At 52.0% G+C, this 14229-nt stretch carries 15 protein-coding genes and 1 pseudogene (1 of these 16 running past the window's edge); 12 read left to right on the forward strand and 4 right to left on the reverse strand.

All coding sequences use genetic code 11. The features are described from left to right. The 10 genes and pseudogenes from murG to mutT form a co-directional block, all read left to right on the forward strand. Positions 1-68 (forward strand): annotated as a pseudogene (gene murG, locus QZF50_RS18355) (undecaprenyldiphospho-muramoylpentapeptide beta-N-acetylglucosaminyltransferase) (it extends 986 nt beyond the left edge of the window). Between the two features lie 53 nt (positions 69-121). Further along, a complete protein-coding gene (murC, locus tag QZF50_RS18360; protein ID WP_001096048.1) occupies positions 122-1597 on the forward strand; it encodes a UDP-N-acetylmuramate--L-alanine ligase in 1476 nt (491 codons plus the stop codon). Further along, on the forward strand, positions 1590-2510 hold the full coding sequence (gene ddlB, locus QZF50_RS18365) for a D-alanine--D-alanine ligase (RefSeq protein ID WP_000130059.1): 921 nt from the start codon (positions 1590-1592) through the stop codon (positions 2508-2510). The genes murC and ddlB overlap by 8 nt, the downstream gene beginning before the upstream one ends. A gap of 1 nt (position 2511) precedes the next feature. Further along, entirely contained in the window at positions 2512-3342 is an 831-nt protein-coding gene (ftsQ, locus tag QZF50_RS18370; RefSeq protein WP_000075744.1) for a cell division protein FtsQ, read from the forward strand. Beyond that, entirely contained in the window at positions 3339-4601 is a 1263-nt protein-coding gene (ftsA, locus tag QZF50_RS18375; RefSeq protein ID WP_000588474.1) for a cell division protein FtsA, read from the forward strand. Before ftsQ ends, ftsA begins: the two co-directional genes overlap by 4 nt. A 60-nt stretch (positions 4602-4661) precedes the next feature. Next, on the forward strand, positions 4662-5813 hold the full coding sequence (gene ftsZ / locus QZF50_RS18380) for a cell division protein FtsZ (RefSeq protein ID WP_000462776.1): 1152 nt from the start codon (positions 4662-4664) through the stop codon (positions 5811-5813). Between the two features lie 100 nt (positions 5814-5913). Further along, positions 5914-6831, forward strand: coding sequence for a UDP-3-O-acyl-N-acetylglucosamine deacetylase (lpxC, locus tag QZF50_RS18385; protein ID WP_000595482.1), 918 nt, complete (start codon positions 5914-5916; stop codon positions 6829-6831). A gap of 229 nt (positions 6832-7060) precedes the next feature. Continuing rightward, the gene (secM, locus tag QZF50_RS18390; RefSeq protein ID WP_000014321.1) at positions 7061-7573 is read left to right on the forward strand and encodes a secA translation cis-regulator SecM; all 513 of its coding nucleotides are present in this window, start codon (positions 7061-7063) and stop codon (positions 7571-7573) included. 61 nt (positions 7574-7634) lie between these two features. Beyond that, on the forward strand, positions 7635-10340 hold the full coding sequence (gene secA / locus QZF50_RS18395) for a preprotein translocase subunit SecA (RefSeq protein ID WP_000905789.1): 2706 nt from the start codon (positions 7635-7637) through the stop codon (positions 10338-10340). 59 nt (positions 10341-10399) lie between these two features. Beyond that, positions 10400-10789 (forward strand): 8-oxo-dGTP diphosphatase MutT, encoded by a 390-nt coding sequence (mutT, locus tag QZF50_RS18400; RefSeq protein WP_000736013.1) that lies wholly within the window; start codon positions 10400-10402, stop codon positions 10787-10789. Positions 10790-10888: 99 nt separating this feature from the next. Here the strand turns inward: mutT and yacG are convergent, their stop codons facing one another. The 3 genes from yacG to coaE are packed head-to-tail and all read right to left on the reverse strand — an operon-like array spanning position 10889 to position 12459. After that, the gene (gene yacG, locus QZF50_RS18405; protein WP_000005042.1) at positions 10889-11086 is read right to left on the reverse strand and encodes a DNA gyrase inhibitor YacG; all 198 of its coding nucleotides are present in this window, start codon (positions 11084-11086) and stop codon (positions 10889-10891) included. 9 nt (positions 11087-11095) lie between these two features. Further along, complete coding sequence (zapD, locus tag QZF50_RS18410) at positions 11096-11839, reverse strand: cell division protein ZapD (protein ID WP_001194734.1); 744 nt, start codon at positions 11837-11839, stop codon at positions 11096-11098. Then, positions 11839-12459, reverse strand: coding sequence for a dephospho-CoA kinase (coaE, locus tag QZF50_RS18415; RefSeq protein WP_001269527.1), 621 nt, complete (start codon positions 12457-12459; stop codon positions 11839-11841). Before coaE ends, zapD begins: the two co-directional genes overlap by 1 nt. A gap of 24 nt (positions 12460-12483) precedes the next feature. On the opposite strand from coaE, the gene QZF50_RS18420 reads away from it, so the two are divergent. Together QZF50_RS18420 and guaC are read left to right on the forward strand one after the other, a co-directional pair. Further along, on the forward strand, positions 12484-12528 hold the full coding sequence (locus QZF50_RS18420; RefSeq protein ID WP_120795372.1) for a protein YacM: 45 nt from the start codon (positions 12484-12486) through the stop codon (positions 12526-12528). A gap of 155 nt (positions 12529-12683) precedes the next feature. After that, entirely contained in the window at positions 12684-13727 is a 1044-nt protein-coding gene (gene guaC / locus QZF50_RS18425; protein WP_001217338.1) for a GMP reductase, read from the forward strand. Between the two features lie 34 nt (positions 13728-13761). On the opposite strand, the gene QZF50_RS18430 is transcribed toward guaC, so the two are convergent. Beyond that, on the reverse strand, positions 13762-14229 hold a 468-nt coding region (locus QZF50_RS18430; protein WP_290388939.1), incomplete at its 5' end, for a type II secretion system F family protein.

Here is a 14229-nt window from a genome sequence, read left to right on the forward strand (position 1 = left end):
GCGCTGCATCCATTCCGGATGCCACCGAGCGAGTGGCAAATGAAGTGAGCCGGGCTGCCCGGGCGTAATTGTAGCGATGCCTTTTGCATCGTATGAATTTAAGAAGTTAATGGCGTAAAGAATGAATACACAACAATTGGCAAAACTGCGTTCCATCGTGCCCGAAATGCGTCGCGTTCGGCACATACATTTTGTCGGCATCGGTGGTGCCGGTATGGGCGGTATTGCCGAAGTTCTGGCCAATGAAGGTTATCAGATCAGTGGTTCCGATTTAGCGCCAAATCCGGTCACGCAGCAGTTAATGAATCTGGGAGCGACGATTTATTTCAACCATCGCCCGGAAAACGTACGTGATGCCAGCGTGGTCGTTGTTTCCAGCGCCATTTCTGCCGATAACCCGGAAATTGTCGCAGCTCATGAAGCGCGTATTCCGGTGATCCGTCGTGCCGAAATGCTGGCTGAGTTAATGCGTTTTCGTCATGGCATCGCCATTGCAGGAACGCACGGCAAAACGACAACCACCGCGATGGTTTCCAGCATCTACGCAGAAGCGGGGCTCGACCCAACCTTCGTTAACGGCGGGCTGGTAAAAGCGGCGGGGGTTCATGCGCGTTTGGGGCATGGTCGGTACCTGATTGCCGAAGCAGATGAGAGTGATGCATCGTTCCTGCATCTGCAACCGATGGTGGCGATTGTCACCAATATCGAAGCCGACCACATGGATACCTACCAGGGCGACTTTGAGAATTTAAAACAGACTTTTATTAATTTTCTGCACAACCTGCCGTTTTACGGTCGTGCGGTGATGTGTGTTGATGATCCGGTGATCCGCGAATTGTTACCGCGAGTGGGACGTCAGACCACGACTTACGGCTTCAGCGAAGATGCCGACGTGCGTGTAGAAGATTATCAGCAGATTGGCCCGCAGGGGCACTTTACGCTGCTGCGCCAGGACAAAGAGCCGATGCGCGTCACCCTGAATGCGCCAGGTCGTCATAACGCGCTGAACGCCGCAGCTGCGGTTGCGGTTGCTACGGAAGAGGGAATTGATGACGAGGCTATTTTACGTGCGCTGGAGAGCTTCCAGGGGACTGGGCGCCGTTTTGATTTCCTCGGTGAATTCCCGCTGGAGCCAGTGAATGGTAAAAGCGGTACGGCAATGCTGGTCGATGACTACGGCCACCACCCGACGGAAGTTGACGCCACCATTAAAGCGGCGCGCGCAGGCTGGCCGGATAAAAACCTGGTAATGCTGTTTCAGCCGCACCGTTTTACCCGTACGCGCGACCTGTATGATGATTTCGCCAATGTGCTGACGCAGGTTGATACCCTGTTGATGCTGGAAGTGTATCCGGCTGGCGAAGCGCCAATTCCGGGAGCGGACAGCCGTTCGCTGTGTCGCACAATTCGTGGACGTGGGAAAATTGATCCCATTCTGGTGCCGGACCCTGCGCAGGTAGCCGAGATGCTGGCACCGGTATTAACCGGTAACGACCTGATTCTCGTTCAGGGGGCTGGTAATATCGGAAAAATTGCCCGTTCTTTAGCTGAAATCAAACTGAAGCCGCAAACTCCGGAGGAAGAACAACATGACTGATAAAATCGCGGTCCTGTTGGGCGGGACTTCCGCTGAGCGGGAAGTTTCTCTGAATTCTGGCGCAGCGGTGTTAGCCGGGCTGCGTGAAGGCGGTATTGATGCGTATCCTGTCGACCCGAAAGAAGTCGACGTGACGCAACTGAAGTCGATGGGTTTTCAGAAAGTGTTTATCGCGCTACACGGTCGCGGCGGTGAAGATGGTACGCTGCAGGGCATGCTCGAGCTGATGGGCTTGCCTTATACCGGCAGCGGAGTGATGGCATCTGCGCTTTCAATGGATAAACTACGCAGCAAACTGCTGTGGCAAGGTGCCGGTTTACCGGTCGCGCCGTGGGTAGCGTTAACCCGCGCAGAGTTTGAAAAAGGCCTGAGCGATAAGCAGTTAGCAGAAATTTCTGCTCTGGGTTTGCCGGTTATCGTTAAGCCGAGCCGCGAAGGTTCCAGTGTGGGAATGTCAAAAGTAGTAGCAGAAAATGCTCTACAAGATGCATTAAGATTGGCATTTCAGCACGATGAAGAAGTATTGATTGAAAAATGGCTAAGTGGGCCGGAGTTCACGGTTGCGATACTCGGTGAAGAAATTTTACCGTCAATACGTATTCAACCGTCCGGAACCTTCTATGATTATGAGGCGAAGTATCTCTCTGATGAGACACAGTATTTCTGCCCCGCAGGTCTGGAAGCGTCACAAGAGGCCAATTTGCAGGAATTAGTGCTGAAAGCATGGACGACGTTAGGTTGCAAAGGATGGGGACGTATTGACGTTATGCTGGACAGCGATGGACAGTTTTATCTGCTGGAAGCCAATACCTCACCGGGTATGACCAGCCACAGCCTGGTGCCGATGGCGGCACGTCAGGCAGGTATGAGCTTCTCGCAGTTGGTAGTACGAATTCTGGAACTGGCGGACTAATATGTCGCAGGCTGCTCTGAACACGCGAAACAGCGAAGAAGAGGTTTCTTCTCGCCGCAATAATGGAACGCGTCTGGCGGGGATCCTTTTCCTGCTGACCGTTTTAACGACAGTGTTGGTGAGCGGCTGGGTCGTGTTGGGCTGGATGGAAGATGCGCAACGCCTGCCGCTCTCAAAGCTGGTGTTGACCGGTGAACGCCATTACACGCGTAATGACGATATCCGGCAGTCGATCCTGGCATTGGGTGAGCCGGGTACCTTTATGACCCAGGATGTCAACATCATCCAGACGCAAATAGAACAACGCCTGCCGTGGATTAAGCAGGTGAGCGTCAGAAAGCAGTGGCCTGATGAATTGAAGATTCATCTGGTTGAATATGTGCCGATTGCGCGGTGGAATGATCAACACATGGTAGACGCGGAAGGAAACACCTTCAGCGTGCCGCCAGATCGCACCAGCAAGCAGGTGCTTCCAATGCTGTATGGCCCGGAAGGCAGCGCCAATGAAGTGTTGCAGGGCTATCGCGAAATGGGGCAGATGCTGGCAAAGGACAGATTTACTCTGAAGGAAGCGGCGATGACCGCGCGGCGTTCCTGGCAGTTGACGCTGAATAACGATATTAAGCTCAATCTTGGCCGGGGCGATACGATGAAACGTTTGGCTCGCTTTGTAGAACTTTATCCGGTTTTACAGCAGCAGGCGCAAACCGATGGCAAACGGATTAGCTACGTTGATTTGCGTTATGACTCTGGAGCGGCAGTAGGCTGGGCGCCCTTGCCGCCAGAGGAATCTACTCAGCAACAAAATCAGGCACAGGCAGAACAACAATGATCAAGGCGACGGACAGAAAACTGGTAGTAGGACTGGAGATTGGTACCGCGAAGGTTGCCGCTTTAGTAGGGGAAGTTCTGCCCGACGGTATGGTCAATATCATTGGCGTGGGCAGCTGCCCGTCACGTGGTATGGATAAAGGCGGGGTGAACGACCTCGAATCCGTGGTCAAGTGCGTACAACGCGCCATTGACCAGGCAGAATTGATGGCAGATTGTCAGATCTCTTCGGTATATCTGGCGCTTTCTGGTAAGCACATCAGCTGCCAGAATGAAATTGGTATGGTGCCTATTTCTGAAGAAGAAGTGACGCAAGAAGATGTGGAAAACGTCGTCCATACCGCGAAATCGGTGCGTGTGCGCGATGAACATCGTGTGCTGCATGTGATCCCGCAAGAGTATGCGATTGACTATCAGGAAGGGATCAAGAATCCGGTAGGACTTTCGGGCGTGCGGATGCAGGCAAAAGTGCACCTGATCACATGTCACAACGATATGGCGAAAAACATCGTCAAAGCGGTTGAACGTTGTGGGCTGAAAGTTGACCAACTGATATTTGCCGGACTGGCATCAAGTTATTCGGTATTGACGGAAGATGAACGTGAACTGGGTGTCTGCGTCGTCGATATCGGTGGTGGTACAATGGATATCGCCGTTTATACCGGTGGGGCATTGCGCCACACTAAGGTAATTCCTTATGCTGGCAATGTCGTGACCAGTGATATCGCTTACGCCTTTGGCACGCCGCCAAGCGACGCCGAAGCGATTAAAGTTCGCCACGGTTGTGCGCTGGGTTCCATCGTTGGAAAAGATGAGAGCGTGGAAGTGCCGAGCGTAGGCGGTCGTCCGCCACGGAGTCTGCAACGTCAGACCCTGGCAGAGGTGATCGAGCCGCGCTATACCGAGCTGCTCAACCTGGTCAACGAAGAGATATTGCAGTTGCAGGAAAAGCTTCGCCAACAAGGGGTTAAACATCACCTGGCGGCAGGCATTGTATTAACCGGTGGCGCAGCGCAGATCGAAGGTCTTGCAGCCTGTGCTCAGCGCGTGTTTCATACGCAAGTGCGTATCGGCGCGCCGCTGAACATTACCGGTTTAACGGATTATGCTCAGGAGCCGTATTATTCGACGGCGGTGGGATTGCTTCACTATGGGAAAGAGTCACATCTTAACGGTGAAGCTGAAGTAGAAAAACGTGTTACAGCATCAGTTGGCTCGTGGATCAAGCGACTCAATAGTTGGCTGCGAAAAGAGTTTTAATTTTTATGAGGCCGACGATGATTACGGCCTCAGGCGACAGGCACAAATCGGAGAGAAACTATGTTTGAACCAATGGAACTTACCAATGACGCGGTGATTAAAGTCATCGGCGTCGGCGGCGGCGGCGGTAATGCTGTTGAACACATGGTGCGCGAGCGCATTGAAGGTGTTGAATTCTTCGCGGTAAATACCGATGCACAAGCGCTGCGTAAAACAGCGGTTGGACAGACGATTCAAATCGGTAGCGGTATCACCAAAGGACTGGGCGCTGGCGCTAATCCAGAAGTTGGCCGCAATGCGGCTGATGAGGATCGCGATGCATTGCGTGCGGCGCTGGAAGGTGCAGACATGGTCTTTATTGCTGCGGGTATGGGTGGTGGTACCGGTACAGGTGCAGCACCAGTCGTCGCTGAAGTGGCAAAAGATTTGGGTATCCTGACCGTTGCTGTCGTCACTAAGCCTTTCAACTTTGAAGGCAAGAAGCGTATGGCATTCGCGGAGCAGGGGATCACTGAACTGTCCAAGCATGTGGACTCTCTGATCACTATCCCGAACGACAAACTGCTGAAAGTTCTGGGCCGCGGTATCTCCCTGCTGGATGCGTTTGGCGCAGCGAACGATGTACTGAAAGGCGCTGTGCAAGGTATCGCTGAACTGATTACTCGTCCGGGTTTGATGAACGTGGACTTTGCAGACGTACGCACCGTAATGTCTGAGATGGGCTACGCAATGATGGGTTCTGGCGTGGCGAGCGGTGAAGACCGTGCGGAAGAAGCTGCTGAAATGGCTATCTCTTCTCCGCTGCTGGAAGATATCGACCTGTCTGGCGCGCGCGGCGTGCTGGTTAACATCACGGCGGGCTTCGACCTGCGTCTGGATGAGTTCGAAACGGTAGGTAACACCATCCGTGCATTTGCTTCCGACAACGCGACTGTGGTTATCGGTACTTCTCTTGACCCGGATATGAATGACGAGCTGCGCGTAACCGTTGTTGCGACAGGTATCGGCATGGACAAACGTCCTGAAATCACTCTGGTGACCAATAAGCAGGTTCAGCAGCCAGTGATGGATCGCTACCAGCAGCATGGGATGGCTCCGCTGACCCAGGAGCAGAAGCCGGTTGCTAAAGTCGTGAATGACAATGCGCCGCAAACTGCGAAAGAGCCGGATTATCTGGATATCCCAGCATTCCTGCGTAAGCAAGCTGATTAAGAATTGACTGGAATTTGGGTTTCGAGGCTCTTTGTGCTAAACTGGCCCGCCGAATGTATAGTACACTTCGGTTGGATAGGTAATTTGGCGAGATAATACGATGATCAAACAAAGGACACTTAAACGTATCGTTCAGGCGACGGGTGTCGGTTTACATACCGGCAAGAAAGTCACCCTGACGTTACGCCCTGCGCCGGCCAACACCGGGGTCATCTATCGTCGCACCGACTTGAATCCACCGGTAGATTTCCCGGCCGATGCCAAATCTGTGCGTGATACCATGCTCTGTACGTGTCTGGTCAACGAGCATGATGTACGGATTTCAACCGTAGAGCACCTCAATGCTGCTCTCGCGGGCTTGGGCATCGATAACATTGTTATCGAAGTTAACGCGCCGGAAATCCCGATCATGGACGGCAGCGCCGCTCCGTTTGTATACCTGCTGCTTGACGCCGGTATCGACGAGTTGAACTGCGCCAAAAAATTTGTTCGCATCAAAGAGACTGTTCGTGTCGAAGATGGCGATAAGTGGGCTGAATTTAAGCCGTACAATGGTTTTTCGCTGGATTTCACCATCGATTTTAACCATCCGGCTATTGATTCCAGCAACCAGCGCTATGCGATGAACTTCTCCGCTGATGCGTTTATGCGCCAGATCAGCCGTGCGCGTACGTTCGGTTTCATGCGTGATATCGAATATCTGCAGTCCCGTGGTTTGTGCCTGGGCGGCAGCTTCGATTGTGCCATCGTTGTTGACGATTATCGCGTACTGAACGAAGACGGCCTGCGTTTTGAAGACGAATTTGTGCGTCACAAAATGCTCGATGCGATCGGTGACTTGTTCATGTGTGGTCACAATATTATTGGTGCATTTACCGCTTATAAATCCGGTCATGCACTGAATAACAAACTGCTGCAGGCTGTCCTGGCGAAACAGGAAGCCTGGGAATATGTGACCTTCCAGGACGACGCAGAACTGCCGTTGGCCTTCAAAGCGCCTTCAGCTGTACTGGCATAACGACATTTATACTGTCGTATAAAATTCGACTGGCAAATCTGGCACTCTCTCCGGCCAGGTGAACCAGTCGTTTTTTTTGAATTTTATAAGAGCTATAAAAAACGGTGCGAACGCTGTTTTCTTAAGCACTTTTCCGCACAACTTATCTTCATTCGTGCTGTGGACTGCAGGCTTTAATGATAAGATTTGTGCGCTAAATACGTTTGAATACGATCGGGATGGCAATAACGTGAGTGGAATACTGACGCGCTGGCGACAGTTTGGTAAACGCTACTTCTGGCCGCATCTCTTATTAGGGATGGTTGCGGCGAGTTTAGGTTTGCCTGCGCTCAGCAACGCCGCCGAACCAAACGCGCCCGCAAAAGCGACAACCCGCAACCACGAGCCTTCAGCCAAAGTTAACTTTGGTCAATTGGCCTTGCTGGAAGCGAACACACGCCGCCCGAATTCGAACTATTCCGTTGATTACTGGCATCAACATGCCATTCGCACGGTAATCCGTCATCTTTCTTTCGCAATGGCACCGCAAACACTGCCCGTTGCTGAAGAATCTTTGCCTCTTCAGGCGCAACATCTTGCATTACTGGATACGCTCAGCGCGCTGCTGACCCAGGAAGGCACGCCGTCTGAAAAGGGTTATCGCATTGATTATGCGCATTTTACCCCACAAGCAAAATTCAGCACGCCCGTCTGGATAAGCCAGGCGCAAGGCATCCGTGCTGGCCCTCAACGCCTCACCTAACAACAATAAACCTTTACTTCATTTTATTAACTCCGCAACGCGGGGCGTTTGAGATTTTATTATGCTAATCAAATTGTTAACTAAAGTTTTCGGTAGTCGTAACGATCGCACCCTGCGCCGGATGCGCAAAGTGGTCAACATCATCAATGCCATGGAACCGGAGATGGAAAAACTCTCCGACGAAGAACTGAAAGGGAAAACCGCAGAGTTTCGTGCACGTCTGGAAAAAGGCGAAGTGCTGGAAAATCTGATCCCGGAAGCTTTCGCCGTGGTACGTGAGGCAAGTAAGCGCGTCTTTGGTATGCGTCACTTCGACGTTCAGTTACTCGGCGGTATGGTTCTTAACGAACGCTGCATCGCCGAAATGCGTACCGGTGAAGGTAAAACCCTGACCGCAACGCTGCCTGCTTACCTGAACGCACTAACCGGTAAAGGCGTGCACGTAGTTACCGTCAACGACTACCTGGCGCAACGTGACGCCGAAAACAACCGTCCGCTGTTTGAATTCCTTGGCCTGACTGTCGGTATCAACCTGCCGGGCATGCCAGCACCGGCAAAGCGCGAAGCTTACGCAGCTGACATCACTTACGGTACGAACAACGAATACGGCTTTGACTACCTGCGCGACAATATGGCGTTCAGCCCTGAAGAACGTGTACAGCGTAAACTGCACTATGCGCTGGTGGACGAAGTGGACTCCATCCTGATCGATGAAGCGCGTACACCGCTGATCATTTCCGGCCCGGCAGAAGACAGCTCGGAAATGTATAAACGCGTGAATAAAATTATTCCGCACCTGATCCGTCAGGAAAAAGAAGACTCCGAAACCTTCCAGGGCGAAGGCCACTTCTCGGTGGACGAAAAATCTCGCCAGGTGAACCTGACCGAACGTGGTCTGGTGCTGATTGAAGAACTGCTGGTGAAAGAGGGCATCATGGATGAAGGGGAGTCTCTGTACTCTCCGGCCAACATCATGCTGATGCACCACGTAACGGCGGCGCTGCGCGCTCATGCGCTGTTTACCCGCGACGTCGACTACATCGTTAAAGATGGTGAAGTTATCATCGTTGACGAACACACCGGTCGTACCATGCAGGGCCGTCGCTGGTCCGATGGTCTGCACCAGGCTGTGGAAGCGAAAGAAGGTGTGCAGATCCAGAACGAAAACCAAACGCTGGCTTCGATCACCTTCCAGAACTACTTCCGTCTGTATGAAAAACTGGCGGGGATGACCGGTACTGCTGATACCGAAGCTTTCGAATTTAGCTCCATCTACAAGCTGGATACCGTCGTTGTTCCGACCAACCGTCCAATGATTCGTAAAGATCTGCCGGACCTGGTCTACATGACTGAAGCGGAAAAAATTCAGGCGATCATTGAAGATATCAAAGAACGTACTGCGAAAGGCCAGCCGGTGCTGGTGGGTACTATCTCCATCGAAAAATCGGAGCTGGTGTCAAACGAACTGACCAAAGCCGGTATTAAGCACAACGTCCTGAACGCCAAATTCCACGCCAACGAAGCGGCGATTGTTGCTCAGGCAGGTTATCCGGCTGCGGTGACTATCGCGACCAATATGGCGGGTCGTGGTACAGATATTGTGCTCGGTGGTAGCTGGCAGGCAGAAGTTGCCGCGCTGGAAAATCCGACCGCAGAGCAAATTGAAAAAATTAAAGCCGACTGGCAGGTACGTCACGATGCGGTACTGGAAGCAGGTGGCCTGCATATCATCGGTACCGAGCGTCACGAATCCCGTCGTATCGATAACCAGTTGCGCGGTCGTTCTGGTCGTCAGGGGGATGCTGGTTCTTCCCGTTTCTACCTGTCGATGGAAGATGCGCTGATGCGTATTTTTGCTTCCGACCGAGTATCCGGCATGATGCGTAAACTGGGTATGAAGCCAGGCGAAGCCATTGAACACCCGTGGGTGACTAAAGCGATTGCCAACGCCCAGCGTAAAGTTGAAAGCCGTAACTTCGACATTCGTAAGCAACTGCTGGAATATGATGACGTGGCTAACGATCAGCGTCGCGCCATTTACTCCCAGCGTAACGAACTGCTGGATGTCAGCGATGTGAGCGAAACCATCAACAGCATTCGTGAAGATGTGTTCAAAGCCACCATTGATGCCTACATTCCGCCACAGTCGCTGGAAGAAATGTGGGATATTCCGGGGCTGCAGGAACGTCTGAAGAACGATTTCGACCTCGATTTACCAATTGCCGAGTGGCTGGATAAAGAACCAGAACTGCATGAAGAGACGCTGCGTGAGCGCATTCTGGCGCAGTCCATCGAAGTGTATCAGCGTAAAGAAGAAGTGGTTGGTGCTGAGATGATGCGTCACTTCGAGAAAGGCGTCATGCTGCAAACGCTTGACTCCCTGTGGAAAGAGCACCTGGCAGCGATGGACTATCTGCGTCAGGGTATCCACCTGCGTGGCTATGCACAGAAAGATCCGAAGCAGGAATACAAACGTGAATCGTTCTCCATGTTTGCAGCGATGCTGGAGTCGTTAAAATATGAAGTTATCAGCACGCTGAGCAAAGTCCAGGTACGTATGCCTGAAGAGGTTGAGGAGCTGGAACAACAGCGTCGTATGGAAGCCGAGCGTTTAGCGCAAATGCAGCAGCTTAGCCATCAGGATGACGACTCTGCAGCCGCAGCTGCACTGGCGGCGCAAACCGGTGAGCGCAAAGTAGGACGTAACGATCCTTGCCCGTGCGGTTCTGGTAAAAAATACAAGCAGTGCCATGGTCGCCTGCAATAAAAGCTAACAGTTGAAGTAAAAGGCGCAGGATTCTGCGCCTTTTTTATAGGTTTAAGACAATGAAAAAGCTGCAAATTGCGGTAGGTATTATTCGCAACGAGAACAATGAAATCTTTATAACGCGTCGCGCAGCAGATGCGCACATGGCGAATAAACTGGAGTTTCCCGGCGGTAAAATTGAAATGGGCGAAACGCCGGAACAGGCGGTGGTGCGTGAACTTCAGGAAGAAGTCGGGATTACCCCACAACATTTTTCGCTATTTGAAAAACTGGAATATGAATTCCCGGACAGGCATATAACTCTGTGGTTCTGGCTGGTCGAAAGCTGGGAAGGGGAGCCGTGGGGTAAAGAAGGGCAACCCGGTGAGTGGATGTCGCTAGTCGGTCTTAATGCCGATGATTTTCCGCCAGCCAATGAACCGGTAATTGCGAAGCTTAAGCGTCTGTAGGTCGGATAAGGCGTTCACGCCGCATCCGACATTTGCACAAGATGCCTGATGCGACGCTGTCCGCGTCTTATCAGGCCTACGTGCGGCATCAGACAAATGTCACTGCTTTGGCTCTTCGCTCCAGTCATCGCTTTCGGAAAGATCGCCACTGCTGGGGATTCGTTTTTCTTCAGCAGCCCATTCTCCGAGGTCGATCAGCTGACAACGTTTGGAGCAAAATGGCCGAAACGGGCTGATTTCACCCCACACCACCGTTTTCCCGCAGGTTGGGCAATTCACCGTAATAGTTTCTGACATTTTCACTCCTTAGCAACAGGCCAGTTCGAAATCCAGACGTTCCGGTACCTGTCCGTTTTCAGTGTCCAGCGGCATAAAACGAATGGCAAAACGGCTCTTATGTCCGGAAATTTGCGGATAAAGCTGTGAATCGAGCGACAGATTCAGGCGCAGCAAGTCGGCATCGCCACCGTTATCCTGATAAAAACCATTCAGGCTGGTTTGTTTACGGAAGGGGGCCGACTGGCGAATTAAATCCAGCACCATGGTAAGTGCCTGGGTGAGCGGGTTCAGGCTGGCAATCCAGGTTTCTACCTGGCTGTCGCGCTGCGCCTGGGGTAGATGCAGCCAAATGTGCAATGTAGGTAAATCAAAGCTGCAACAGCCGCCTGGGATGCTCAGTCGCTGACGCACCAGAGCAATCAAACGATCTTCACGCAGAAATTGCCCGATACGCGGCGCGGAAATTAATACGCTCCCCGCCGCTTTTAACTGCTGAATTAATGCTTCAATACGGCTCTGGTCCACGCCAGGCACGCCAATCCAGGTCTGGAGTTTACGTTGCTGCCGGTCAAGTTCTTTCAACAGCTCAGTGCGGACTTCGCCGCGCTCGAAAACATCCAGTAATTCACTGACATTACGGAAGAAATGCAGCGCGCCAGCGTGGTCAACGATGGGTAAATTAACGGTGAGTTGCTGAATCAAAAACTCAATGCGCAGCCATGTACGCATTTTTTCATTTAGTGGATGTTCAAAAAGGACCTGGGTCTGCATTACGGTTTTTCCTGTGAGACAAACTGCGACGCAAGCTGCAAATAGTGTGCGTGCAGGCGGGCAACATCCGATGCGATAGCATCCGGTGCGCCGTTATTATCAATGACGTCATCTGCCACGGCAAGGCGGGCTTCGCGCGTTGCCTGAGCAGCAAGGATTTGTTCGACATGTTCGCGAGTTACATCATCGCGCTGCATGGTGCGCTTAAGTTGCGTTTCTGGGCTGACATCCACCACCAGCACTCGATTCGCTTTTTTATACAGTGAGTTTTCTACCAGCAATGGCACAACCCACAGTACATAGGGGGAAGTTGCTTGCTGGATCTGGTGTTGCGTCTCTTGCTGAATCAGCGGATGCAGCAGGTCGTTAAGCCAGTTTTTCTCTTCCGGGTTGGCGAAGATCCGCTCGCGCAAGGCCCGGCGCTGCAATGTTCCATCAGCAGCAATCATGTTAGCGCCAAAGTGATCAGCAATGGCATGTAGCGCAGGTGCACCTGGTTCAACCACCTGACGCGCAATAATATCGGCATCAATGACGTTAATTCCGAGATCAGCAAACGCATTGGCAACGGTACTCTTGCCACTGCCAATGCCTCCCGTTAAGGCAACTATATACCTCATAATTTATATTCCCGGGAATTCATCATGATTATCAAAACGTTAAAAATGAGCGCACGAAAGCGAAATTGATGAAACGTTCGCTCACTATTTACCAGGTAAATTTATGGGATTGTAGCGTAAAAAAAGACAATTTCGCAGTCTTGCGCCGCATTGATTAGTGCGTATGATAGCGTCACTGGAGTTGCGCTCTTACCCTTATAGCCATTAACCCCAGGAATCCGCACATGCGTATTGAAGAAGATCTGAAGTTAGGTTTTAAAGACGTTCTCATCCGCCCTAAACGCTCCACTCTTAAAAGCCGTTCCGATGTTGAACTGGAACGTCAATTCACCTTCAAACATTCAGGTCAGAGCTGGTCCGGCGTGCCAATTATCGCCGCAAATATGGACACCGTAGGTACATTTTCTATGGCCTCTGCGCTGGCTTCTTTTGATATTTTGACTGCTGTGCATAAACACTATTCTGTCGAAGAGTGGCAAGCGTTTATCAACAATTCTTCCGCTGATGTGCTGAAACATGTGATGGTTTCTACCGGTACGTCTGATGCGGATTTCGAAAAAACTAAACAGATTCTCGACCTGAACCCGGCATTAAACTTCGTTTGTATTGATGTGGCGAATGGTTATTCCGAACACTTCGTGCAGTTCGTTGCGAAAGCGCGTGAAGCGTGGCCGACCAAAACCATTTGTGCTGGCAACGTAGTGACTGGTGAAATGTGTGAGGAGCTTATCCTCTCCGGTGCTGATATCGTTAAAGTTGGCATTGGCCCAGGTTCTGTTTGTACAACTCGCGTCAAAACAGGCGTCGGTTATCCGCAGCTTTCTGCGGTAATCGAATGTGCCGATGCGGCGCACGGTCTGGGCGGAATGATCGTCAGCGACGGTGGCTGCACCACGCCGGGCGATGTCGCAAAAGCCTTTGGCGGCGGTGCCGATTTCGTCATGCTTGGCGGCATGCTGGCGGGCCACGAAGAGAGCGGCGGTCGCATCGTTGAGGAGAACGGCGAGAAATTTATGCTGTTCTACGGCATGAGCTCCGAGTCTGCGATGAAACGTCACGTTGGCGGCGTTGCGGAATATCGCGCAGCAGAAGGTAAAACCGTTAAGCTGCCGCTGCGAGGCCCGGTTGAAAATACCGCGCGTGATATTTTGGGCGGCCTGCGTTCAGCTTGTACATACGTTGGGGCTTCACGCCTGAAAGAACTGACCAAGCGCACCACATTTATCCGTGTGCAGGAACAAGAAAACCGCATCTTCAACAACCTGTAATCTTCCAACGCTGGTGTGGAGCAACACGCCAGCGTTATCCCATCCCACTCATCGCATCGCCTAAATGGAAAATTGGCAGATACATCGCCACCACCAGCGTACCGATAATTCCTCCCGTTATGATCAGCAACGCCGGTTCCAGTAAGGCTGCGAGGTTATCCGCCAGCGCCATTGTGTTATCCCGATGATGATGGGCGAGGTTGTCTAACATGAGGTCCAGCGAGCCGGATGCCTCTCCTGTTCTCACTAATTGCAAACAGAGCGGGCTAAACTCCCCGGTATTTTTTAGCGCCAGCCAGATGGGATGACCGTTACTGATATCGTGCTGGATTTGTGTCAGAAGTTGCACCCAGTACGGGCAGCGCATTGTTTCTCTGACGCTCTCTACGCCCTGCAAAAAAGTAATGCCTGCACTTTGTGTCAGCGCCAGAATCGTAAAGATCTGCGTGAGTTTTTGTCCCCGCATCAGTGAACCCATAATCGGGATGCGTAACAGCAATTT

The sequence above is a fragment of the uncultured Escherichia sp. genome, from assembly GCF_948475835.1.
GTDB lineage: Bacteria > Pseudomonadota > Gammaproteobacteria > Enterobacterales > Enterobacteriaceae > ECMA0423.